12 protein-coding genes are annotated in these 24,656 nt (G+C 61.0%); 6 read left to right on the top strand and 6 right to left on the bottom strand.

Annotated features, from left to right (window positions below; translation table 11 throughout):
* Positions 1 to 364 (top strand): ATP-binding cassette domain-containing protein (locus AX760_RS23225; RefSeq protein WP_139276547.1); only part of this gene is annotated, 364 nt, incomplete at its 5' end.
* Positions 365 to 484: 120 nt separating this feature from the next.
* On the opposite strand, the gene AX760_RS23220 is transcribed toward AX760_RS23225, so the two are convergent.
* The 3 genes from AX760_RS23220 to AX760_RS23210 form a co-directional block, all read right to left on the bottom strand.
* Positions 485 to 901 carry a DUF2267 domain-containing protein gene (locus AX760_RS23220; RefSeq protein WP_071835380.1) on the bottom strand — a complete coding sequence of 139 codons (417 nt, stop codon included), beginning with the start codon at positions 899 to 901 and terminating at the stop codon, positions 485 to 487.
* Positions 902 to 1,085: 184 nt separating this feature from the next.
* Entirely contained in the window at positions 1,086 to 4,544 is a 3,459-nt protein-coding gene (gene pyc, locus AX760_RS23215) for a pyruvate carboxylase (RefSeq protein ID WP_071835379.1), read from the bottom strand.
* 115 nt (positions 4,545 to 4,659) lie between these two features.
* Positions 4,660 to 5,400 (bottom strand): helix-turn-helix transcriptional regulator, encoded by a 741-nt coding sequence (locus AX760_RS23210; protein ID WP_071835378.1) that lies wholly within the window; start codon positions 5,398 to 5,400, stop codon positions 4,660 to 4,662.
* 456 nt (positions 5,401 to 5,856) lie between these two features.
* Here AX760_RS23210 and AX760_RS23205 point away from each other — a divergent pair, with 456 nt between their 5' ends.
* A complete protein-coding gene (locus AX760_RS23205) occupies positions 5,857 to 7,614 on the top strand; it encodes a glucan ABC transporter ATP-binding protein/ permease (protein WP_071835377.1) in 1,758 nt (585 codons plus the stop codon).
* An 85-nt stretch (positions 7,615 to 7,699) separates the two neighbouring features.
* Here the strand turns inward: AX760_RS23205 and AX760_RS23200 are convergent, their stop codons facing one another.
* From AX760_RS23200 to AX760_RS23190, 3 genes are all read right to left on the bottom strand, one after another.
* A complete protein-coding gene (locus AX760_RS23200; RefSeq protein ID WP_083531301.1) occupies positions 7,700 to 8,863 on the bottom strand; it encodes an OpgC family protein in 1,164 nt (387 codons plus the stop codon).
* A 190-nt stretch (positions 8,864 to 9,053) separates the two neighbouring features.
* Positions 9,054 to 17,555, bottom strand: a complete 8,502-nt coding sequence (locus AX760_RS23195; RefSeq protein ID WP_071835376.1) for a glycoside hydrolase family 94 protein — start codon at positions 17,553 to 17,555, stop codon at positions 9,054 to 9,056.
* A gap of 435 nt (positions 17,556 to 17,990) precedes the next feature.
* Positions 17,991 to 18,881: a LysR substrate-binding domain-containing protein gene (locus AX760_RS23190; RefSeq protein ID WP_071835375.1), complete on the bottom strand. Its 891-nt coding sequence runs from the start codon at positions 18,879 to 18,881 to the stop codon at positions 17,991 to 17,993.
* 114 nt (positions 18,882 to 18,995) lie between these two features.
* Here AX760_RS23190 and hglS point away from each other — a divergent pair, with 114 nt between their 5' ends.
* Genes hglS through AX760_RS23170 form a run of 4 tightly spaced genes read left to right on the top strand, consistent with a single transcriptional unit; the run spans position 18,996 to position 24,635 of the window.
* Positions 18,996 to 20,396, top strand: a complete 1,401-nt coding sequence (gene hglS / locus AX760_RS23185) for a 2-oxoadipate dioxygenase/decarboxylase HglS (protein ID WP_071835374.1) — start codon at positions 18,996 to 18,998, stop codon at positions 20,394 to 20,396.
* A gap of 9 nt (positions 20,397 to 20,405) precedes the next feature.
* On the top strand, positions 20,406 to 21,824 hold the full coding sequence (locus AX760_RS23180) for an FAD-binding oxidoreductase (RefSeq protein WP_071835373.1): 1,419 nt from the start codon (positions 20,406 to 20,408) through the stop codon (positions 21,822 to 21,824).
* Positions 21,825 to 21,854: 30 nt separating this feature from the next.
* A complete protein-coding gene (amaB, locus tag AX760_RS23175) occupies positions 21,855 to 23,387 on the top strand; it encodes an L-piperidine-6-carboxylate dehydrogenase (RefSeq protein ID WP_071835372.1) in 1,533 nt (510 codons plus the stop codon).
* Positions 23,388 to 23,402: 15 nt separating this feature from the next.
* Complete coding sequence (locus AX760_RS23170) at positions 23,403 to 24,635, top strand: pyridoxal phosphate-dependent aminotransferase (protein WP_071835371.1); 1,233 nt, start codon at positions 23,403 to 23,405, stop codon at positions 24,633 to 24,635.
* Positions 24,636 to 24,656 lie beyond the last annotated feature (21 nt).

Below are 24,656 nucleotides of genomic sequence, written 5' to 3'. Positions count from 1 at the left end.
GCACAAGGCCGATGCCTGGCCAGCGACGCTCTCCGGCGGCCAGCAGCAACGCGTGGCTATTGCGAGGGCGCTCGCCCCCTCGCCGCGCGTGCTGCTCTGCGACGAACCGACGTCGGCGCTCGATCCGGAACTTGCCGAGGAGGTCGTCGAGGTGCTGAACCGATTGGCCGGGGAAGGCACGACGATGATCATGGCGACGCACGACCTGCGTCTCGCCTCGAAAGTCGCCGATCAGGTGCTTTTCCTCGACGGCGGGTTGATCGTCGAAAGCGGCGCACCCAGAACCATCTTCCAGACGCCGGAACGGGAGCGCACGAAGAAATTCATATCGTCGTTGAGTGCGGGAAACAGCTACGATATCTGAATGGAATTGGCCGTGAAGGCGCCAGTTGTTGAGAAATTGGCGCATCGTGCCGCCTCCTGAATGCCAGCCCTTGCCTGCGGTGGCACGGATTTGTGCCAAACATGCCTGAGAAGACACCGCTTATGACCAGAAAGCCTGGGCAGGAGGGGGAAGCTTTGCGAGGCAACGTTGAAATTCCGGCGCATCGACATGCCTGCGTACAACGCAAGCCACATTTTCGATCGCCGTATCCGGAGAGAAATTGTGATCGAGGCGAAGCTGCTGAACTTCGGATGTCAAAATCTCGCGGTTCCAGCTTTCCACCTGGGCTTCCTCCGGATCCCAATCATTGACGAACAACGCCCGAAGCATTGCGGGCAAGACCTGCGCGAAGGCGATTGCGTCGTGGATTTTCAGCCGCCGTCTGAAACAGAGAAGCACGCCTTGAGTGGTGGTATATGCCTGGTTTCTGGTTGCTAACCCGGCCTCTTCAGCAACCTCCGACAGGAATTTTTCAAAATGCTGCGAGGCAAGTCGGTATTCCATGGGAACTGGCATTTCAGATTTCTTCTTCAAAACCGGCATCGATTGCCAAATTAGCAAGCCATCGCAAGCCCTGCGATCCAGATCGGCGCTTTATGGTCGTCGGCGAACAACAAGTGTTTCATTCAGACACCGGGATCGCTTAGCTGCACCCCTCAGGCAGGGCATGTCCCTGCCTGCTTGTTTTTGCAGATCGTGATTACGCCCCGTAAACGATCAGCAGATCCTTGGCGTCGATCTGGTCGCCGGTGCGGACGAGGACTTCGGCGATGGTGCCGTCCTTCTCGGCATGCAGCGCCGTTTCCATCTTCATGGCCTCGATCGACAACAGCACGTCGCCGGACTTGACGGTCTGGCCGGCCGAAACCGCGACCGTCGAGATAACGCCCGGCATCGGCGCGCCGAGATGGGCGGCATTGCCGGCTTCCGCCTTGCGGCGGACAGCGCTCGATGCACCGCGATTGCGGTCGGGCACCTTGATCGGACGCGGCTGGCCGTTGATCTCGAAGAACACCTTGACCATACCCTTTTCGTCGACCTCGGCCTGTGCCTGGTTGAGAACCACAAGCGTCTTGCCCTTCTCGATATCGGCAAACAGTTCTTCGCCGGATGCGAGTCCATAGAAATAGGCCGGCGTCGGCAGGACGGACACCGGACCATAGGTATCGGCGGCCAGCGCGTAATCGGTAAAGACCTTCGGATACATCAGGTAGGAGGCGAATTCGAAGTCGCTGACCTCGCGTTCGATCTTGGTTTCGATATCCTTGCGCTCGGCATCGAGATCGGCTGCCTTCAAAAGCGAACCCGGACGGACCGTATAGGGCTTTTCGCCCTTCAGCGCCTTTTTCTGCAGAGCTTCCGGCCACCCGCCCGGAGGCTGACCGAGATCCCCCTTGAGCATCGAGATGACCGAGTCCGGAAAGGCAATATCCTTGTCCGGATTGACGACGTCGGCAACGGTCAGATCCTGCGACACCATCATCAGCGCCATGTCGCCGACAACCTTGGAGGACGGCGTCACCTTGACGATATCGCCGAACATCTGGTTGGCGTCGGCATAGGTCTGGGCGACCTGGTGCCATCGCGTTTCGAGACCGAGCGAACGCGCCTGCTCCTTGAGGTTGGTGAACTGGCCGCCGGGCATTTCATGCAGATAGACTTCGGATGCCGGTCCCTTGAGGTCGCTTTCGAAGGCGGCATACTGGTGGCGCACCGCCTCCCAGTAAAAGGAGATGCGGCGGATCCATTCCGGATCGAGATCCGGATCGCGGTCCGTCCCGCGCAGGGCCTCGACGATCGAGCCGAGGCAAGGCTGGGACGTATTGCCCGAAAGCGAATCCATCGCCGCGTCAACGACGTCGGCACCGGACTCAACGGCCGCCAGCACGGTTGCCGCAGCAATGCCCGACGTATCATGCGTGTGGAAGTGGATCGGCAGGTCGGTTGCCTCACGCAGCGCCTTGAACAATACGCGCGCAGCAGCCGGCTTCAGAAGGCCTGCCATGTCCTTGACGGCAATGATATGCGCCCCGGCCTTGTCGAGTTCGGTCGCCAGTGCCGTATAGTATTTCAGGTCGTATTTCGGCCGTGCCGAATTCAGGATATCGCCCGTGTAGCAGATCGCGGCTTCGCAGATCTTGTTCTCTTCGGCCACCGCATCCATCGAGACGCGCATATTTTCCACCCAGTTCAGGCAGTCGAAGACGCGGAACACATCGATGCCGCCGGCTGCTGCCTGGCGAACGAAGTATTTGACGACATTGTCGGGATAGTTCTTGTAGCCGACGCCGTTGGCGCCGCGCAGCAGCATCTGCAGCAGAAGGTTCGGCGCATCCTCGCGGATTTTGGCGAGGCGCTCCCACGGGTCTTCCGTGAGAAAGCGCATTGAGACGTCGAAGGTGGCGCCGCCCCAGCATTCGAGGGAAAACAGGTTCGGCAGCGCCCGCGCATAGGTGCCGGCAATGCGGGCGATGTCATAGGTGCGCATGCGCGTCGCCAGCAGCGACTGGTGGCCGTCCCGCATCGTCGTGTCGGTGACCAGAATACGGTTCTGCGCCCGCACCCATTCTCCGAATTTTTTTGGCCCGAGTTCGTCGAGCTTCTGCTTGGTGCCGGGCTGGATATCGCCGGGCGTGAACGGCACGACCGGTTCGGCGATTTCCTTCGATGGCTTCGGCCGGCCCTTGGCTTCCGGGTGTCCATTGACGGTGACATCGGCGAGATAGGTCAGGAGCTTGGTCGCACGGTCCTGGCGCTTGACCTGCTGGAACAGCTCCGGCGTCGTGTCGATGAAGCGCGTCGTATAGGTGTTGTCCCTGAACTTCTCATGCGTGATGATCGCCTCGAGGAAGGTCAGATTGGTGGCAACGCCGCGGATACGGAATTCACGCAGCGCCCGGTGCATGCGCGCGATGGTCTCCTGCGGGCTTGGCGACCAGGCCGTCACCTTTTCGAGGAGCGGATCGTAGAAACGGGTGATGACCGCGCCGGAATAGGCGGTGCCGCCATCCAGCCGGATCCCGAAGCCGGTTGCGCCGCGATAGGCGGTGATGCGGCCATAGTCCGGAATGAAGTTCTGCTCCGGATCTTCCGTGGTGATGCGGCATTGCAGGGCATGGCCGTTGAGCTTGATATCCTCCTGCTTCGGCACGCCCGATTCCGGGGTGCCGATAGCGAAGCCATCGAGGATATGGATCTGCGCCTTGACGATATCGATACCGGTGACGACTTCCGTGACCGTGTGCTCGACCTGGATGCGCGGATTGACCTCGATGAAGTAGAACTTGCCGGTGTCCATATCCATCAGGTACTCGACCGTGCCGGCACCGATGTAGTTCGTTGCCTTGGCAATGCGTGTCGAATAATCCGCCAGCTCTTGCCGCTGCGCTTCACTGAGATAGGGTGCTGGCGCGCGCTCGACGACCTTCTGGTTGCGGCGCTGAACCGAACAGTCGCGCTCGAACAGGTGCACGACATTGCCATGGGTGTCGCCGAGAACCTGGCTTTCGACGTGGCGGGCCCGTTCGACCAGTTTTTCCAGATAGACTTCGTCCTTGCCGAAGGCGGCCATCGCCTCGCGCTTGGCTTCCGTCACCTCGCGGGAAAGGTCCTTCGGATGGCGAATGGCGCGCATGCCGCGCCCGCCGCCGCCCCAGGACGCCTTGAGCATGATCGGATAGCCGATCTCCTCCGCCATTTTTGCAACGATGGCCATGTCATCCGGCAGCGGCTCCGTTGCCGGCACGACAGGCACACCGATTTCAATGGCGAGATTGCGCGCAGCGACCTTGTTGCCAAGCCGGCGCATCGTGTCGCCGGTCGGACCGATGAAGGTAATGCCGGCTGCCTTGCAGGCATCAACGAATTCGGGGCTTTCCGAAAGCAGACCGTAGCCCGGGTGGATGGCATCGGCACCCGACAGCTTGGCGACCCGGATCACTTCATCGATGGAGAGATAGCTTTCGATCGGCCCCAGGTCGCGGGCCAGATGCGGGCCACGCCCGACCTGATAACTCTCGTCCGCCTTGAAGCGGTGGAGCGCCAGCTTGTCCTCCTCAGCCCAGATCGCAACCGTTTTTATTCCCAGTTCGTTTGCTGCGCGAAAGACGCGGATGGCAATTTCGGACCGGTTGGCGACAAGGATTTTCGAGATGGGCAAGTCGGACTCCTCAAGACTTGTGACATGGTAAATGTTGCACCGCAGTATAAAGTATTAACGCCTCCTTGTCGGAAGTTCAATTTGAGAGTTGGGCTGCGCGAAAAGATTCGTCGGCTCACGAAATCAGGCCCAGCCGGAACGCCAGCGCAACCACATGATGACGGTTCTTTGCCTTCAGCTTTTCCTGAATCCCGTTCATGTACCAATCGACGGTGTGGCTGGAGATCTCGAGTATGCGGCTGATTTCGTTGGAGGTCATCCCGTCGGCGAGATAGTTGAGCGCTTCCATTTCCCGCCGGGTCATCTGCACATCCACACTCGAGACCAATTCCGCCAGGATGGCCGGGTCCGTGAGTTCGAGCAGCTTCCAGAAAATCTTCTTCGCGATGCTGTCAAAGAGGCTCATCTCGACCGAACTGAGATCGACGGCACGCCCGCCCATCGTCAAATTGCCCATCAGCCCGCGACGCCCATGCACCGGGAAAATATAGCCGTCATGCAGTTTGTGTGCCCGCGCATCGACCATCATGCGCTCCATACGCTTGCGATGCGGGTCTGAACGGAAGGCAACCAGCGTATCCCGCCAGCGAAAGCCGCGTTGTGCATGGCCGAGATAGCGGATGGTTGGATCGATGATGACGTATTTCCGGCTGATATAGATCTCCGGCCAGCCTTCCGGCCAGCGCCCGGCCAAAAGCAGGCTGAGCGGATTTTCATTGGGTTTTGGCTGGCGGACAATCCCGTAGAAATCGAAGCCGTAGCGATTGAGCAACCGCTCGAATTCAGCAACAATTTCGTTGCGGGTCTTCATCTCGTCCATCAGCGCGATGAACTGCACCAGCAATGTAATATTCACGGAAATCCCTTCCCCAACTTGGTTCAGACGCCGTCCGTCACCGTGTGCATCGCAACATGAATAGTCCATTCAGGACCCATTCATGTTGCACCCGCGATAATCCGAGGTGAAGTACAGGATAGCATGGCCATCGCAATGGAACCGCGATGCATAAAAATAGCAGACTATGGATAATTTCGCCAAGCCGTGACAATCGATTTGTCACTCAGCGGAACGCTCCAGAGGCCAGCATATTTAGACGCATCGATAGTGCATTGCACCATGTTCACGCCAACCTGGCTACGGCAAAAATATATTTGAGTGAAGCCTAAACATCCGGCAACAGTGGACAAGAAAACAAAAAAATCCGACTGATCCGGACCGTCTTTTTTTCTCTCATATACTTGTGCCGGACCCAAAAATCCAGCGCTGCGTCACGATGCACCGCTTAATCACATGCCCAAGAGGGATAAGACAGTGTCATTGTTCCAGGTCTATACAAGAGCGCTTCAGTATCTTGCCATCCACAAGCTCCGTGTTTCGGCGATTGTCATGGCAAATGTCGTTCTGGCCGTGATCACCATCGCCGAGCCCATCCTCTTCGGACGGATCATCGATGCCATCTCTTCAAAGGAAACCGTCACGCCGATGCTGCTGATGTGGGCCGGTCTCGGTGTGTTCAACACGATCGCCTTCGTGCTGGTCGCGCGTGAAGCCGACCGTCTGGCGCATACGCGTCGATCGACGCTGATCACCGAAGCCTTCGGTCGCATCATTTCCATGCCCCTGTCATGGCATACGCAGCGCGGCACATCGAATGCCCTTCATACGCTGCTGCGTGCTTGTGAAACGCTGTTCGGCCTCTGGCTGGAATTCATGCGCCAGCATCTGGCAACGGCGGTCGCACTCACCCTGCTGATCCCGACAGCCTTCGCCATGGACGTTCGCCTGTCACTGGTGCTTGTGGTTCTCGGCATCCTCTACGTTGTCATCGGCAAAGTAGTGATGACCCGCACCAAGGAGGGCCAGGCTTCGGTCGAAGGCCACTATCACACGGTGTTTTCCCATGTGTCTGATTCGATCAGCAATGTTTCGGTCCTTCACAGCTACAATCGCATCGAGGCCGAAACCCGCGAATTGAAGAATTTCACGCAGAAGCTGATTTCGGCCCAGCTCCCGGTCCTTGACTGGTGGGCACTGGCCAGCGCGCTGAACCGCATGGCATCGACGATCTCCATGATGGCCATTCTTGTCATCGGCACCGTCCTTGTCCAGAAGGGCGAACTGCGCATCGGCGACGTCATTGCCTTTATCGGCTTTGCCGGACTGCTGATTGGTCGCCTCGACCAGATGAAGGCTTTCGTCGAGCAGATCTTCGAAGCCCGTGCCAAGCTGCAGGACTTCTTCGTTCTCGAGGATTCGGTCCGCGAACGCGAAGAACCGGCCGATGCCGGCGATCTCGGCAATGTTTCGGGCGAGGTCGAGTTTCGCGACGTGTCGTTCGATTTTGCCAATGGCGCCCCGGGCATGCGCAACGTGTCCTTCACGGCCAAGGCTGGCCAGACGATCGCGATCGTCGGCCCGACAGGCGCCGGCAAGACGACACTCGTCAACCTCCTGCAGCGTGTCCATGAGCCTCTGTCCGGCACGATCCTTGTCGATGGCGTTGATATTTCGAAGGTGACACGCAAGTCGCTGCGCCGCTCGATCGCCACCGTCTTCCAGGATGCTGGCCTGCTCAACCGTTCGATCTGCGACAATATCCGCCTTGGTCGCGAGGATGCCTCGATCGAAGACGTCGTCGAAGCCGCCCAGGCCGCTGCCGCCGACGATTTCATCGGGACGCGCCAGAACGGCTATGACACGCCGGTCGGTGAACGCGGCAACCGCCTGTCCGGCGGCGAGCGTCAGCGCATCGCCATTGCCCGGGCGATCCTCAAGAATGCACCGATCCTGGTGCTCGATGAAGCGACCAGCGCGCTCGATGTCGAAACCGAAAATCGCGTCAAGGTGGCGATCGACAACCTGCGCAAGGACCGCACCACCTTTATCATCGCGCACCGTCTGTCGACCGTGCGGGAAGCTGACCTGGTGATCTTCATGGATCATGGCCGGATCGTCGAGATGGGTGGTTTCAACGAACTCAGCCACAGCAATGGCCGCTTTGCAGCCCTGCTGCGCGCCAGCGGCATCCTGACGGACGACGACGTCCGCCGCAGCCACGCGGCAGCCTGATCCGAAAGGATACGAAGGCAAGCGCTTCCGCAGCGATAACAAGACCGGCCCTGTTGCACAGGGCCGGTTTTTTTACGGGACATTGTCAGGCAGCACGCGCACCCTGCCGCGAAAGACCTGACAGCCAGTCGAGGTAATAGGCATAGGCGAAATGCAGGCCTATGCCGGCAGCCACCAGCAGCGTGCCCCAGACGGGGCTCCTGCCGGTCACGAAAAGCAACACCTGGCAGCCCATGGCAAGAATTGTCCCGAAGATGAACACGGCCAGGGAATGCCGCCCGACAATGACGAGTGGATGATCAAGCCGCAGTCGCGTCCACCGGCTGAACACCGGAATGACAGCCAGCAGATAGGCCAGCGACAGCACATGCAGCAGCCGCGTCAGCGACAGGAACGTCTTGTCGAAACCGGTCAGCACGGCCGGCAGGCCATAGGACAGGTCGATGCTCCACCAGGACAGCGTCACCCAGAAAAACGACAGTCCGACATAGGATGAGGACAGCGCGATCAGAACGGGATGCCGCGGGATACACCCGCCGCCGCGCGCATGCACCATTGATACGAGACCGATGGCGAACAGGAATTGCCAGGACCAGGGATTGAGGAACCAGTAGCCTTCATCAAGAAAATTGGAGGGCACGATGGTGAAGATGCCGGCGGTAAGCCAGAGCATCGCCGAGAGGGCCAGCAGAAGCCCCTTGCCCAGACGCAGGACAAGAAGCATGCCGGGCAGCAACAGAAACACGACGGCATACATGGACAGGATATTGTTGTAGCCGAGCTGGTGGCCAAGCAGAACCATGGCGACAAAGCCCTGTTCCGTATGGTCGACCAGCGGCCGGATGTTGATTTCCCCGATAAGATCCTGCCGTCCGAAATAGAGTGCGCCGCCGGCAAAGATCGCCAGCGTCAGGATGCTCGTCATGATATGCGCGACATAGAGCGTCAAGGCACGCCGCCAGATCTTCAGCGACATCGCCAGGCGCCGTCCCGCCACGAACTTCCCGCCATAGGCAAGACCAGCCGAAAGACCGGACAGCAGCACGAAGGCCTCCGCGGAATCGGAGAAACCGAAGTTCTTCGACGTCAGAAATTCGAGATACTGCCCCGGCACGTGATTGACGAAAATCGTCAGCAGGCAGAGGGCACGGTAAACATCAAGACGTGTATCGCGCGGGGCAGGCACCGTCGAAAACGCATTCGCGGCCCCCGGATCGGTAGCTGTCGCCAAAGTCGGGATCTGGAGCATTCGGGTTTAGGGTCTCTCGTCTCATGGTTCAGCGCCCCCGCCCCATGACCTGATGTCGTGACCTGATTTTCCTGCCTGCGCCAGGCAATGCGAAAAGCAACCATCCTGCGCCGTATCGTGGCCCCAGATAATGAAAAACCGGCTCCGCCCTTTCGGTACAAAGCCGGTTCCGATTTTCAAACCATCGCGGCTAGCGCAGCAAAAGCCCTTCATGCGCGTTTTTTATGACAGTATTATTGATGCTCACGATCGGATCGCCGGTTTTCGCATCTCGGGTGACGGAGATCGCGTGCATACGACCGTCGATCTTCATCTCTGCGGCAAACCCGCTCCAGCCCTGCGGCAAGGCCGGTTGGACAAACAGGCGGTCGCCCTTTCGGGTGATGCCGAGAATGCCTTCGACCCCAGCGCGGTAAAGCCAGGCTGCCGAGCCCGTATACCAGGTCCAGCCGCCACGTCCAGCAAGATCGCCCTCGCCGTAGATATCCGCGGCCACGACATAGGGCTCAACCCGGTAATGCTCGGATGCGGCCCGGTCGAGGGCATGATTGACGGGGTTGAGCATCTGGAAGGCCTTCCAGGCATCGTCACCACGTCCAAGCTTCGCCAGCGCCAATACAACCCAGGTCGCGGCATGGGTATATTGCCCGCCATTCTCCCGGACGCCGGGCGGATAGCCCTTGATATATCCCGGATCCTGTTCGGTATCTGACAGAGGCGGCGTGAAAAGGCGGACGATCTGGTGATCCGGATCGGCAAGCTGCGCCATCACCGCATCCATCGCCTGACCCGAGCGCTCAGGCTGGCCTTCGCCGGACAAGACGCTCCAGGACTGGGCGATCGAATCGATCTGGCAGACATCGTTCTGCGCAGAGCCAAGCGCAGTGCCGTTGTCATAATAGCCGCGACGGTAGTAATCGCCGTCCCAGCCGGCCGTCTCCAGCGCCGTGTTGAGGCTTTCGAGGTGGGCCTCCCAGGCCTTCACCCGCGCCGCGTCTCCCCGTTCGCGCACATATGGCAGGAAACTGCGCAGCGCCGATGCCAGGAACCAGCCGAGCCAGACGCTGGTGCCGCGACCGTCGATACCGACGCGGTTCATGCCGTCGTTCCAGTCACCGCCAAGCATCAGTGGCAGGCCGTTTTCTCCTGTCCGGATGATGGCGAGATCAAGCGCGCGCGCACAATGTTCGTAAAGATCAGCCGTCGTCTCCGAAACCTTCGGCTGGAAGAAGCTGTCATGCTGACCTTCCTCCAGAGCAGGGCCTTCGATGAAGGCGATCTGCTCCTTGAGGATGTCGGTCTTGCCGGTGACCGAGCAATAATGCTCGACCGCATGCGCAAGCCAGACGACGTCATCGGAGATCAGCGTCCGCACGCCGGACCCGTTGCCCGGCAGCCACCAATGCAGCACATCGCCCTCGGCAAACTGCCGCGCGGCCGCATTCAATATCTGCGCGCGTGCAAGATCCGGCCGGTGCACGATGAAGGCCAGCGTGTCCTGCAGCTGGTCGCGGAAGCCATAGGCGCCGCTTGCCTGGTAGAAAGCCGAACGGGCCAGAATGCGGCAGCCGAGGCTCTGATAGGGAAGCCAGGCATTGACCATGGTGTTGAACGCCTTGTCAGGCGTATCGACCTGCAGCACGCCGGTAAAATCACTCCAGAAGTCCGTCGAGGCTTTCACCACATCGACAAACTCCGTCGCGCGGGCCGATTTCACGTAGCCGACGGCCTGTTCCACCGTGTCCGCGTCGCCGATGAAGAACCGGACCTCCCGGGTCTCGCCGGGTTTCAGCGTGACATCGAAAGACAGCGCGGCGCAGGGATCACCATCGGCATCTATTGCGCCGGAAAGCGCTGTCCCGTCAATAACCGCCTGCGGGGCATAGACGCTGCCCCCCCGACCGAGGAACTCACGCCGGCTCGTCGTGAAATCGGATGTTCCGGTGCTGGCGGCGAGAAACGCCGTGCGACCGGAATAGTCGATGCTGTAGGGATTGGTGGCAAGCAGCGCCGTCGTTTCCTCGTCCCGCTGCGGCAGGACGAAAGGCGCGGTCTTTGCGCGATTGTTGCCCAGCACCCACTCGACGTAACCATAGAGCTTCAGTCTACGCACGTCCGACCCGGTATTCGTCAGACCGAGCCGGATATGCTTGACCGGCGCTTCTCGATCGACGGTCTGCGTCGCATCGATGGCAATGCCATCCTGCGTGCTGGCAAAGGTCGAATATCCGAGACCGTGACGGGTCTCGAACAGGACGGACTTGCGACGCGAGAGACCGCCATACGGAGTGAGGACGGCGCCGCTATCCATGTCGCGGATGAAGACGGCCTCGCCGGGCCGGTTGATGACCGGATCATTGCTCCACGACGTCAGCTGGTAGTCGCGCGAATTGCGGCTCCAGATAAACCCCGCCCCTTCTGACGCGACGTGAAAGCCGAAAGCCTCGTTGGAGATCACATTGATCCAGGGTTGGGGCGTCGCCTCGCCGCCCCGCAGGCGGCTGACATATTCGCATCCATCGGCCGAGAACCCGCCAAAGCCGTTCCAGAAATCAAGGCCGTCGCCGGAAATCTCGACCGGCGCCCCCTCATCGCCTGCGGGCATGACCGGCAAGAGCGGCTGGATGGCATCCGGATTTTCGACGACCGGTGTCGAAAACAGCGCTTCGGCACGGCTCAGCTGATCGGAGATCTTGCCGTTGCGGGCATGGAAGACGGCGCGCGACGCCGCCAGCAGTGCCGACCAGGTCTGCGGCTCCATCAGATCGCGGCGAACCGCGAAGATATGCTGGCGCGGCCCATCGGAAAGACCACGAAGGCGCAGGTTCTCGCACATCGAATCCAGCGTGTGCTGCATGTCCTGGGCGTAGGAGGAGGCGCGTTCGTTGATGATGACAAGATCGGCGGTGACGCCGCGAGCCCTCAGATATTCCTGCGCTCGCAAAGCTTCACGGGCAATGCCCAGGTCCACATCGTCATTGATGCGGATGGCAAAGATCGGAAAGTCGCCGGAGATCGACAATGGCCAGAGCGCCGACTGCGGAGCAAGACCGGCCTGGACCGTTGCCATGTCGGCGCGCAGCTGCATGTCGGGGTAGACGAGATAACGACCGAGCATCTGGAAGCTTGCGGCTTCCTGCGATGTCACGCCGACATGGCGCATCTGCACCTGGCTGCGGGTCCAGGCATGGATCAGCTCGTGATTGAAGCTGTCCGGATGCCGGTAGCGATCGACCGCCCGGTCGATGTCCTCGCGGCCGGGCGCAGCGATCGTCCAGAAGATCACACTGACCTTCTTGCCGGCCGGAACACGCACGACACGCCGCAAGGAGACGATGGGATCGAGCGTATAGCCGTCGGTGCCGGAGAGCTTGGCCTCGGCATCGAAAGCCTGCGCTTCCGCCAGCGTGCGGCCATTGCCGATGAACCGGCGGCGGTCCGTTTCTGCCTCGGTGTGACGCGTGCTGCCGGCATTGTCGGCAATCAGGTGTGCGACCTGCATGTCCGGCTCGCCGGGGCTGCGTTTGTTGCGCGTGACCCGGATCACGTCACCCTTCGGATCGATCTCGGTGCGGAGGAACATCTTCGAAAACAGCGGGTGGGCGCTGTCCGTGTCGTCGGTCGTCAGTACCGGTTCGGCATAGGATGTCACTTCGATGAAACGATCCTCCGTGCCGGTATTGAGCAGGATGACGCGGCGTCCTTCCGCATCATGCTCGGTGGCAACGATGCACTCGACCTCGCTGGTCAGATCGCCAACCGTCTTGATGAACTCAGCCTTGTCGTCGCCGAAGCGCGCGGTTGACGTTTCACCTTCGGCGCGCCGCGGTTCTGCCGTCGCAGACCACCAGACACCCGTCGCGGTATCGCGCAGGAAAATGAACGTGCCGGTCCGATCCTCGGTTGGGTCCGCCTTCCAGCGTGTCACGGTCTGGCCGTTCCAGCGGGCATAACCGGAGCCGGTTGCCGTCAGCATCACCGAATAATGGCCGTTCGACAGGAACACCGTCTCGCGGTCCTTCACCAGCGGATTGACCACGGTGCGGACTTCTGGACGCAGCAGATCGGCTTGGCCCTTGCCGAGCGATTCGGGCTCGCGCTTGGCATTGATGATCGGAATGTCGCGCGGGGCTTTTTCCTGCAGCAGCAGTTCTGCCGCCTCGATCACCGGGTCGGCATGGAACAAGGCGCGCAGGCGGCCATTGAAAACGACGTTGGCAACCGCTGCGATCGACATGCCATGATGGTGGGCATAATAGTTGCGCACAACGGCGCAGGTCTTGCCTTCCGGCACGCGGGTCGGCGTGAAGTCGACCGCATCGTGATAACCATAGACCCCGAGGGCCCCGAGATCCCGCAGGCGTTCGAGGTTGGAAAGCGCTGCCTTGGGGTCGTACATGCTGGCAAGGATCGATGCGTAGGGCGCGATGACGGCGTTCTGCCCCAACCCCCGCTTGAGGCCAAGCGTCGGCACGCCGAAATTGGTATACTGATAGGTCAACTCATGGTCGCGAGCGTTGAACGCCGCTTCCGAGATCCCCCATGGCGTACCCAGACGACGGCCATGATTGATCTGTTCCTTGACGATCAGATTGTTGGTCTGGTTGAGGATGCCGCCCTGCCGTTCCTGCATGACCAGCGGCGGCATCAGATATTCGAACATCGAGCCTGACCAGGACACCAAAGCACCACGTGCACCGATCGGCACGATCGGACGACCGAGCTTGTACCAGTGCTCCGTCGGCAGATCGCCCTTGGCGATCGCAAACAGGCTGGTCAGCCGCGCTTCCGATGCCAGAAGATCGTAGCATGCCTCGTCGAGCTCGTTGCTGTTGACACGGTAGCCGATCGACAGCAACCGCCGTTCCGAGCGGAACAGGAAGCTGAAATCCATCGAGAAGGCGAGGTCGCGTGCCCGGTCGCGAATGACGACAAGCCGTTCGCGCAAGGTCTCGATGGCGCCGAGATCAAAGACGCTGTCGGAAATATGCGCCTCGCAGGTGTTGACCAAAGCGGCCGCCCATTGCGTGACTTCGCGGCTCTGGGCGTTCTTGACCTCGTGGTCGAGATTGACTGTCAGCTTGTGGATATCGCGGGCCAGCACGGCGAGATTGATGACGCGGATCGAGGCGAATTCACGCTCGCGCTGGACAGCCGACAAGGCGTTCTGGAAGCCGATGATCCGCTCTTCCATGAGGCGGCGCAGAGGCCGAACCGTCTTGCGGTCATCCGGCAGGTCGGCCAGCACTTCGGACAGGATGGCTGCAACGTCGCCGATCCCGTCGAGACTGCCCTGGACATGGGCCGAAGGCGCTTCCGCCCATTCGCGGCACATGGAGGAGACGGCGATCAGGTGACCGGCAAGATTGCCGCTGTCGACGGCGGAGACATACCGTGGCTCCATCAGCTCCAGCGTATCGGTCTTGTACCAGTTGTAGAGATGGCCACGGAATTTCGGCATGCGGTCGATGGTTGCAACCGTCTGCTCGAGACGGTTGATCGTTTCCTCAAAACCGATCCAACCGAAATCGCGGGCCGACATGACGGACAGCAGGTAGACGCCGATATTGGTCGGCGACGTCCGCTCAGCGAGGATCGGATGCGGAATTTCCTGGAAATTGTCCGGCGGCAGGAAATTCTGGCTCCGGTCGACGAACTGCTCGAAATAACGCCACGTCCGGCGCGCGATCTTCCGGAATTCATCGACAACAGCCTCCGACACGACCAGCTGGTCTTCGGTCTCGGCCGACTGGCTGACAAACCAGGCAATCGCCGGCGACAGCATCCAGAGCAGCGCGAACGGCACGCCGATAAAGGGCAGGCCGGTTTCGGAAATCGCAGCCAGCGCCAGTGAAATCACAGCCAGAACCGGCGCGATCCACATGGACCGGTAATAGTCGAGGATGCTGCCGCCGGCCGAGCTCTGGGCCTGGGCTGCCGTGCGCCATTCCAGCATCAGCTGGCCGCTGACGAAGGTGCGATAGACGGAGCGCACAATCGCATCCAGCATCATGGCTGCGGAATGGGCGATGAAGACGATGCGAAGCGCGACCTGCGCGTTTGATGCCTGGATTTCCGACAAAACGGCGTGCAGATGGGCCCGCGCCACGATGTCGTTGCGCCGCGGCATCAGGCCGGAGATCAGCGACAGGGTCGGCGCGACAAACAGGCTGAAGATCAGCACGGCCTGCCAGATCAGTGCCTGGGTCGGCTCCATGTAGTACCAGCCCATCACCGAGGCGATCAGCCAGGCGGCCGGGATCAGCGAGCGGCGAAGATTATCGTACATCTTCCAACGGCCGAGCATCGATACGCCGTTGGCGAGATTGAACATGTAAGGCAAAAGCTGCCAGTCGCCGCGCGCCCAGCGATGCTGGCGCGACATTTCCACCTCGTAGCGGGTGGGGAAATCCTCGACGAGTTCGACATCGCTGACCAGCGCGCAGCGCGCCATCGAGCCCTCGAGCAGGTCATGGCTCAGAACCGCATTTTCCTCGATCTTGCCCTTCAGCGCAGCCTCGAAGGCGTCGACATGATAGAGGCCCTTGCCGGTAAACGTGCCTTCGCCGGCAATGTCCTGATAGACATCAGAGACGGTGAAAACATACGGGTCGATCCCGCGATTGATGGAGAAAATGCGCTGGAAGGCAGACGCATTGCTGCCCGTGGTCAGCGACGGGGTGACGCGGGGCTGCAGAATGCCGTAGCCGGCGGTCACCGTCTGTGTTTCCGGATCGACTACCGGGCGATTGATCGGATGATAGAGCTTGCCGACGAGCTTGGTCACGGCATCGCGCATCAGACGCGTGTCGGCATCGAGCGTCATCACATACTGCACGTTTTCCGGAACCATGTCGGCGCCCGGAAGATAGCTGGTGTCGCGGTCGCCGCGCAGCAGAAGATTGAGTTCGTGCAGCTTGCCGCGCTTGCGTTCCCAGCCCATCCACGCCCCTTCGGCCTCGTTGTAGAGACGACGGCGGTGCAGGAGATAAAAGCGCGTCCTGCCATCATGGGCATAGCGGGCGCAGAGCGTCTCGATCTCGAGCTTGGCATAGTCGAGAACATCAAGATCAGTTGCCGTTTCCTCGAACTTGCTGTCGGCCCAGTCGCTGAGAAGCGCGAAATAGACCTCGCCGCGCGGATTGGCGAGATAGTGGACTTCCAGATTGCGGACGAGTTCGTCGACATGGTCGCGCTTGGAAATGAGGCAGGGCACGACAACGAGCGTGCGGGCATCCTGCGGGATGCCCTCGAGAAACTCGTAGCCGACGAGACGTGAGGGCGTCACGAAGAGCGTGACCAGCGTATTGAACAGCCCGGCCGCCCCTTCCGAAGCGGGCAGGGCGAACAGGAGCAGCATGATCAGCTTGGCGCCGCTCGGGATGTCCATCGGGCTGACGAACATGTAGACGACGATCATTGCGAGGATCGTCAGGACAATGTTCGGGCCGGCAACCGCCAGCCAGTCGAGTTTGCGGCTGAAGCGAATGATGGTCTGCAGGACAGGCGGGCGGTAACCGATCTTTTCTTCGAGCAGGCGGCGCTGCTTTCCGACAAGGAAACCGCCGACATTCGATTCGTGCGTGGCAATGTTGCCTGCGCTGGTTTCCGGCGGCTCCCTGACCATGGCAAGGGCGATCTGCGTCACCTCGAGCTCCGAGTTTCCGGACCGTCGCGCCAGCTTTTCGATTGTGTTGCGGTATTTGTTTCGCGAACCGAAATCCAGCGCGGCATAATCGGATCCGTCGCGCAGCGCCGCATCGACCTTGCTGACGCTCTCGAACCAGACGGACCAGTCATTGTCGTCGATTTCGCGCAGGCTGCGAATGATGTTGCTCATCGTCGCATTGCCGGAAGACAGCCGGTTCTGCTCGGCAACGAGCGCGTCCTCGACATCGCTGCCGCGCTTCTCCAATTGTGCCTCAAGCCAGGTGATAACCACGCCAGAGGTCTGCGAACCGTCCCGCAGACGGTAGAGAAGCTGCGCCACGAACGTATTGTCGGAGCATAACGGCTCGACCTCGGCAAGCAGGGCCTGCACCTTGTCGGCCTCGCTTAGCCGAATGATCTGGTCGGCGACCTCGTTGGCCTTCTGGCGCATGCTGCGCGACCGGTCGACCCGGATGGCGATCCGGCGCAGGTTCTCGATCAGGACGAAGCGCACGATCGACGGCAGGGCCCAAAGCTCGCCGATCTTCAGTGTCTCGTGCTCCTGGAAACCGGCAACCATCGCCGTCAGGCTTTCGCGCGAAACGGTCGAATGGGTATGCGCAATATAAAGCCAGGCAAGCGCCATCGACCGCGGGATCGTCGTGCCGCTAACATCCATCGTCGGCAATTGCCGGTAGAATTTGCGCGGAAAATCGCGCCGCACTTCCTGGATCGATTCCTCGACTAGGTAGTGATTGTCGAGCAGCCATTCCGCAGCCGGCGTGATCGACGCACCCGCTTCGACATCTGCTGCCGTGACCTTGTAGACGCGAAAGATCTCGGTCTCGTTTTCGCCATGGCGTGCACGGAATTCGAAGGGGAAGAAGCCCGGAAGGGCAGACACCCCTTCCCGCGCAAGCTTTGCACCGCTCTCACGCAGTTCGTCGATGGTGAAATAGGTCGAGCGGATCGAGTCGTTATAGTCGATCTGTTTCGAATCTGGCTCGCGCGGGGAGGTGGACGGCTTGTTGTGAAGGGGCATGGGTGCGTGTTCTGGATCCAACGGGTGTTGTGTTGTCCGGCTCGTATCGGCTTGCCGGATGGGCTTGGGCCCGTGACATAGACTTTTCTCAGCCATGATTCTGACCGCCCTTCATGCTGGCGCCGACAGAGCGGCGGCGTGGCACCAGAGCGGTAGACGGTGATCGTAAAAAGCGGCCGTCTGGTTTGATTTCAGGCTGATCTGATGAATGAACGTGGCATTTTCTAGCCGTAGTGCCGACAGCTTGCAAGAAGACCGAAGCAGCGCGCAGACGAATTGACGGGCGCTCGGGCAAAGATACCCGGCCATGGAAAAGTTCCAGTCGAGCATAGGGAAGTATTTTGTTCAAAACGGGTCCGAGCTGCTCTTGCCTGGCTTTGTAACGTCTCGGAGGGCGAAATGTTCCCGGGTAAATTCCCCCGCCTGTTCTCTCCTCTAAACCTGGTTGGTGATCCAGGCGCGAAAGGCCAGGCTGACGGGGTTTTCCAGCTTTCCTTCCGGTACGACCAGATAATAATTGTTTTCCGTCTGCATCGGGCGGTCGAACAGGATGCAGAGCCGGCCCTGCGCCAGTTCCTGCTCGATGAGGTAGCGGGGAAGGAGCGCGATGCCGAGACCGGCGGCGGCAGCCTCGATCACCATGGAAAACTGGTCGAACCGGTTGCCACGATAGGCCGATTTGATATCGAGCCCGTTGGCCTCGCACCACTGCGCCCACATTTTCGGACGGGTCGCCAGATGCAGGAGCGGCTTGTCTTCCAGTTCCTGCGGATCGGACATCGCGCACGCCGCCATCAGCGCAGGGCTTGCCACGGGAATGATGACCTCGCTGCAAAGATAGCTGCAGGTCGCATGCGCCCAGACCGGCTGACCATAATGGATGGCAAGATCGAAATTCTGCTCCTCGAAATCAAAGGGCTGCGACCGCGAGGCGATGTTGACGACGGTTCCCGGATGCTGCTTCAGGAAATCCGGCAGGCGCGGCATCAGCCAGCGACTGCCGAAGGTGGGCAGCGACGCAATCGACAGCGTCGATTCCGAACGCGCCGAAGCCATGGCCCGCACCATCAGCTCCTCCGACTGGTTGAGCAGACGGCGCACCTCGGGCAGAAATTTCTGGCCGGCATCGGACAGGATCACCCTCTGGCGGACGCGCTCGAACAGAAGCACGCCAAGCTGGCTTTCGAGATCCTTGATCTGGCGGCTGACGGCGCTTTGCGTCAGGTTCAGCTCGGTTGCGGCCTGCGTGAAACTTCCATGGCGCGCGGCGCATTCGAACGCCTGCAGCGTCGTCACGTCCGGAACCAGCCTTCTGCTCAACTTCATTCGCGCCTCGCATGACCATAGTCAAAATTGTCGCAATCAATGCGTATATGGCCTATATATGATACGTATTGAGAATGACCAAGCCTAATCCCTTCGCCTTGAAAGGCCCGCGCCGTGAAAGACAATCGTTTCGTATCCGCCGATGATATCCGCTCGGCCTTTTCCGCCGCGATGTCGGCCATGTACCGCAACGAGGTCCCTGCCTACGGCACGCTGATGGCGCTTGTGACGAAGGTCAATGCCGGAACGCTTGCCGCCGATCCGACGCAGCGCAAACGCCTGGAAGAAACGGACCAGCTCGAGCGCATTTCGCAGGAACGCCACGGCGCCATCCGTCTCGGCACGCCACAGGAACTGTCTATGATGCGCCGCGTCTTCGCCGTCATGGGCATGTTTCCGGTCGGCTATTACGACCTGTCGACGGCCGGCGTCCCCGTGCATTCGACAGCCTTTCGCCCGGTCGGCGATGCGGCTTTGAAGCGCAATCCTTTCCGGGTTTTCACTTCCCTTTTGCGCCTCGACCTGATTGCCGACGAAGCCCTGCGCGCCGATGCCGGGGCCATTCTTGACAAGCGCCGGATCTTCACGGCCGTCGCTGTCGAACTCACCGAAAAAGCCGAGAAGCAGGGTGGCCTCGACGAGGCCGATGCGGAACGCTTCGTCAGCGAGGCGCTCGAAACCTTTCGCTGGCACGACCGCGCCAATGTCAGCCCGGCCATGTATCACCGTCTGCACGATGCGCACCGCCTGATTGCCGATGTCGTTTCCTTCAAGGGACCGCATATCAATCACCTGACCCCGCGCACGCTCGATATCGATGCCGTCCAGGCGCAGATGCCGGACTACGGCATTGCCCCGAAGGCGATCGTCGAAGGCCCGCCCACGCGTGATTGCCCGATCCTGTTGCGCCAGACCTCTTTCAAGGCGCTGGAAGAGCCCGTGTCCTTCGAAGCGGAAGACGGCAGCTGGCAGGAAGGCTCGCATACCGCCCGTTTCGGCGAGATCGAACAGCGCGGCATCGCCCTCACGCCGAAGGGTCGCGCGCTCTACGACGACCTTTTGAATGCCTCGCGCAAGATCATACGGCCCGCGGCTGATGGCTCGAACGCGGTGGACTATGATAAAGCCCTTTCCGAAGCCTTTCGGCCCTTCCCCGATTCATGGGCCGGCATCCGTGCCGAAGATCTCGGCTATTTCGCCTATTCGCTGACGGCGAAGGGCAAAACGGCGAAGGCCGGTTCTTCGGAACACCTCGATGACCTGATCGCAGAGGGATTGGTGCAGTTCGACCCGATCGTCTATGAGGATTTCCTGCCCGTCAGCGCGGCAGGCATCTTCCAGTCGAATCTGGGCGACGATGCCGCACAGGAGTTCACCGCCAGCCCGAACCAGCAGCGTTTCGAGCAGGACCTCGGGACCACCGTCCTCAATGAATTCGATCATTATCAAGGCATCGAAGAAGCCTCGATCGCAGAGTGCCTGACGGCACTCGCACATGCCGAAGCGGCGGAGTAACGGACGGATATGATCGACGATCGGCACAGGACAGCGCTGCTCGACCTGCTCGGCGACAAGGGTGTCGTGACGGATGACGGCGATAGGGCCGGCTACCAGACCGGCGCCCGCTACGATGCCGGGATCGCCGCCCTTGTGCTTCGGCCCCGCACCACGGCGGAAGTCTCGAAGGCCGTTGCCTATTGCGTCGGCAACGATCTGGCTATCGTACCGCAATCCGGAAATACCGGCCTTGTTTCGGGCTCCACCCCGGACATGTCCGGCGCACAGGTCGTCCTCAGCCTCGACCGAATGACGGATCGGTTCGACCTCGATCTCGACAACCGCTCGCTTCACCTCGATGCGGGCTTCAGGCTTTCGGACGTCAATCGGCGGCTGGAAGAGCATGGCCTCTTCTTCCCCATCGACCTCGGGGCCGACCCGCGCATCGGCGGCATGCTGTCGACCAACACCGGCGGCTCGCGCTTCCTGAAATATGGCGACGTGCGCCGCAACACGCTGGGCATCACCGTGGTTCTGGCCGATGCCGCCGGCACTGTCCTCGACCTGAATTGCGACCTGCGCAAGAACAACACCGGCATCGACTGGAAACAGATGTTCATCGGCACGGCCGGCGCCTGCGGCATCATTACGGACTGTGTCTTGAACCTGGAGCGCCTGCCGCGACAGACGGCAACCGCCTTCCTGGTTCCGACCAGCAGCGCCCATGTCATGCCGCTGCTGCGCGCTATGGAGGAACGCCTCGGTGCCTATCTTTCCGCGTTCGAGGGCATCTCGCAAAACGCCGCCGGCGCAGCCCTTGCCCATGTTCCGTCGCTGAAAAATCCGTTCCAGGGCGGAATCATACCGGACTATATGATCCTGGTCGAAATTTCCCGGACGTGGGCGCCGCGCGATGGCGAACAGTCGCTCGATGCAGTGCTGGAAGAGGTACTGGCGGAAATCTGGGAGACCGAGGAAGCGCCGCTCGCCGACGCCTTTGTCGGGCCACCGTCGGAGATGTGGGCCTTGCGCCATGCGCTTTCGGACGGTGTCAAACATGCCGGCCGGCTGATTGCCTTTGATCTCTCCTTCCGCCGCGGGCATATCATGGCCTTCTGCGACCGCATGAAGGCAGAGCTTCCGCACGCCTTTCCAGACATCCTCGTCTGCGATTTCGGCCATATCGGCGATGGCGGCGTGCACTTCAATCTGGCCGTGCCGAAAGACAGCCGGCTATGGGATGATCCGTCCTTTGAACGACGACTGCGCGACCGGGTCATTTCGGTTGCCGTCGATGACTTCCAGGGCAGTTTCAGCGCCGAACATGCCATCGGTCGCAAGAACCAGGCCTATTACGATCTTTATACACCAGCAAAAATCAGGGACATGGCCGCAGGCCTCAAGACCATCACCTCGCCGGGCAAGCTCGGCACGGTGCGTTATTGAACGTCCTCCACAAAACCGGAGTTTGAACAGATGAACATCGCCACGAAATCCATCGATGTCGCACAGGAAACCGCCAGCCTTCTCGAAAAGCTCGGCGTCTCCAGCGCCCTCTATACCGGCGGCGAGATGGCCTCCTTCTCCCCGGTCACCGGCGAGCAGATCGCCAGCCTGAAGACGGTGTCTGCCACCGACGCTGCTGCCCGTATCGACACGGCGGACGCGGCCTTCCGCGCCTGGCGCTTGGTGCCGGCCCCCAAGCGCGGGGAACTGATCCGCCTGCTCGGCGAGGAACTGCGTACCCACAAGGCCGATCTCGGCCGTCTGGTTTCAATCGAAGCCGGCAAGATCCAGTCGGAGGGGCTCGGCGAAGTCCAGGAAATGATCGACATCTGCGATTTCGCCGTCGGTCTTTCCCGCCAACTCTACGGCCTGACGATCGCAACCGAACGCCCGGGCCACCGGATGATGGAAACCTGGCATCCGCTCGGCGTCATCGGCGTCATCTCCGCCTTCAACTTTCCGGTCGCCGTCTGGGCCTGGAACACGGCCCTGGCACTCGTCTGCGGCAATGCCGTCGTCTGGAAGCCATCGGAAAAAACACCGCTGACCGCGCTTGCATCGCAGGCTATCCTCGACAAGGCGATTGCCCGTTTCGGTGACGCGCCGGAGGGATTGAGCCAGGTGCTGATCGGCGATCGAACGACCGGTGAGGTTCTTGTCGATCATCCGAAGGTGGCTCTGGTTTCGGCAACGGGCTCCACCCGCATGGGCCGCGATGTCGGCCCGCGCCTGGCCAAGCGTTTTGCCCGCGCCATCCTCGAACTCGGCGGCAACAATGGCGGCATCGTCTGCCCGTCGGCCGATCTCGACATGGCCCTGCGCGCCATCGCCTTTGGCGCCATGGGCACCGCCGGCCAGCGCTGCACGACGCTACGCCGCCTTTTCGTGCATGAGAGCGTCTATGATCAGCTCGTTCCGCGCCTGAAGAAAGCCTATCAGAGCGTCTCCGTCGGCAATCCGCTGGAATCGGCGGCACTGGTCGGCCCGCTGGTCGACAAGTTGGCGTTCGACGCCATGCAGAAGGCGCTGGCAGAAGCCAAAGCCCATGGCGGCACGATTACCGGCGGCGAACGCGTCGATCTCGGCCACGCCAGCAGCTATTACGTCAAGCCGGCGCTCGTTGAAATGCCGAAGCAGGACGGTCCTGTGACCGAAGAAACCTTCGCGCCGATCCTCTACGTCATGAAATACAGCGATTTCGACGCCGCTGTTGCCGATCACAACGCCGTTGGTGCCGGTCTGTCCTCGTCCATCTTCACGCTCGATCTGCAGGAAGCCGAGCGCTTCCTGTCGCCGGATGGCTCCGATTGCGGCATCGCCAATGTCAACATCGGCACGTCCGGCGCTGAAATCGGCGGCGCGTTCGGCGGCGAAAAAGAAACCGGTGGCGGCCGCGAATCCGGCTCGGATGCCTGGAAAGGCTATATGCGCCGCGCCACCAACACGATCAACTATTCGAAGGCGCTGCCGCTGGCACAGGGCGTCTCTTTCGACATCGAATAATCGACAGGACCTGTGATGACCATCAACAGCACGGTTGAGGAGGCGGGCTTTGCGCCCGCCTCGCGGATCTCCGCGATCGGTGTTTCGGAAATCCTCAAGATCGGCGCCCGGGCGCAGGCCATGAAGCGCGACGGCAAGCCGGTGATCATCCTCGGCGCCGGCGAGCCGGATTTCGACACGCCCGATCATATCAAGGACGCGGCATCGGAGGCCATCCGAAGCGGCAAGACCAAATATACCGCCCTCGACGGGACGCCCGAACTGAAGCAGGCCATCCGCGAGAAATTCATCCGGGAAAACAGGGTTTCCTATGAACTGGATGAAATCACCGTCGCGACGGGTGCCAAGCAGATCCTCTTCAACGCCATGATGGCGACGCTCAACCAAGGCGACGAGGTGATCATCCCGACACCCTACTGGACGTCCTATTCCGACATCGTCCAGATCGCCGAGGGCCGGCCGGTGCTCGTCGCCTGCCAGGCCGAGGCCGGGTTCCGGCTCACCGCAGAACAGCTGGAAGCCGCCATCACCCCGAAGACCCGCTGGGTCATGCTGAATTCACCCTCGAACCCGTCCGGCGCCGCCTACAGCGCTGCCGATTACCGCCCGCTTCTCGAGGTGCTTCTGCGCCACCCGCATGTCTGGCTGCTGGTCGACGATATGTATGAGCATATCGTCTATGACGATTTCGCGTTCGTCACCCCGGCAGCAATCGAGCCCCGCCTGAAGGACAGGACGCTGACGGTCAACGGCGTATCGAAGGCCTATGCCATGACCGGCTGGCGGATCGGCTATGCCGGCGGGCCGCGCGCGCTGATCAAGGCCATGGCGGTCGTCCAGAGCCAGGCGACATCCTGCCCCAGTTCGATCAGCCAGGCCGCAGCCGCAGCCGCCCTCAACGGGCCGCAGGATTTTCTAAAGGAGCGGACGGCCAGCTTCCAGCATCGCCGTGATCTGGTCGTCGCAGGCCTGAATGCGATCGAGGGTCTCGATTGCCGCGTGCCGGAAGGGGCCTTCTATACCTATTCCGGCTGTGCCGGCATGCTCGGCAAGACAACGCCATCCGGCAGGCGGATCGACACGGACACCGATTTCTGCGCCTACCTGCTCGACGATGCCCATGTCGCGGTCGTGCCCGGCTCGGCCTTTGGTCTGTCGCCGTTCTTCCGGATTTCCTATGCAACATCCGAAGCCGAACTGGCCGTCGCGCTGGAGCGGATAGCAAAGGCTTGCGCCGCACTCCGCTGAAGCACGGAAACACCGCTGCGA

The organism is Pararhizobium antarcticum, assembly GCF_001885585.1.
In the GTDB taxonomy this organism is placed as follows: domain Bacteria; phylum Pseudomonadota; class Alphaproteobacteria; order Rhizobiales; family Rhizobiaceae; genus Pararhizobium; species Pararhizobium antarcticum.
The sequence above is the reverse complement of the archived record's forward strand: the minus strand, read 5'-3'. Positions and strand labels throughout refer to the sequence as shown.

What these genes read in the sequence shown, in the direction of transcription:
- AX760_RS23220 (WP_071835380.1), bottom strand. Translation starts at nt 901, where the DNA reads ATGCCAGTTCCCATGGAATACCGACTTGCCTCGCAGCATTTTGAAAAA.
- AX760_RS23200 (WP_083531301.1), bottom strand. Translation starts at nt 8,863, where the DNA reads ATGCTCCAGATCCCGACTTTGGCGACAGCTACCGATCCGGGGGCCGCG.
- AX760_RS23195 (WP_071835376.1), bottom strand. Translation starts at nt 17,555, where the DNA reads ATGCCCCTTCACAACAAGCCGTCCACCTCCCCGCGCGAGCCAGATTCG.
- AX760_RS23190 (WP_071835375.1), bottom strand. Translation starts at nt 18,881, where the DNA reads ATGAAGTTGAGCAGAAGGCTGGTTCCGGACGTGACGACGCTGCAGGCG.
- AX760_RS23180 (WP_071835373.1), top strand. Translation starts at nt 20,406, where the DNA reads ATGATCGACGATCGGCACAGGACAGCGCTGCTCGACCTGCTCGGCGAC.
- amaB (WP_071835372.1), top strand. Translation starts at nt 21,855, where the DNA reads ATGAACATCGCCACGAAATCCATCGATGTCGCACAGGAAACCGCCAGC.
- AX760_RS23170 (WP_071835371.1), top strand. Translation starts at nt 23,403, where the DNA reads ATGACCATCAACAGCACGGTTGAGGAGGCGGGCTTTGCGCCCGCCTCG.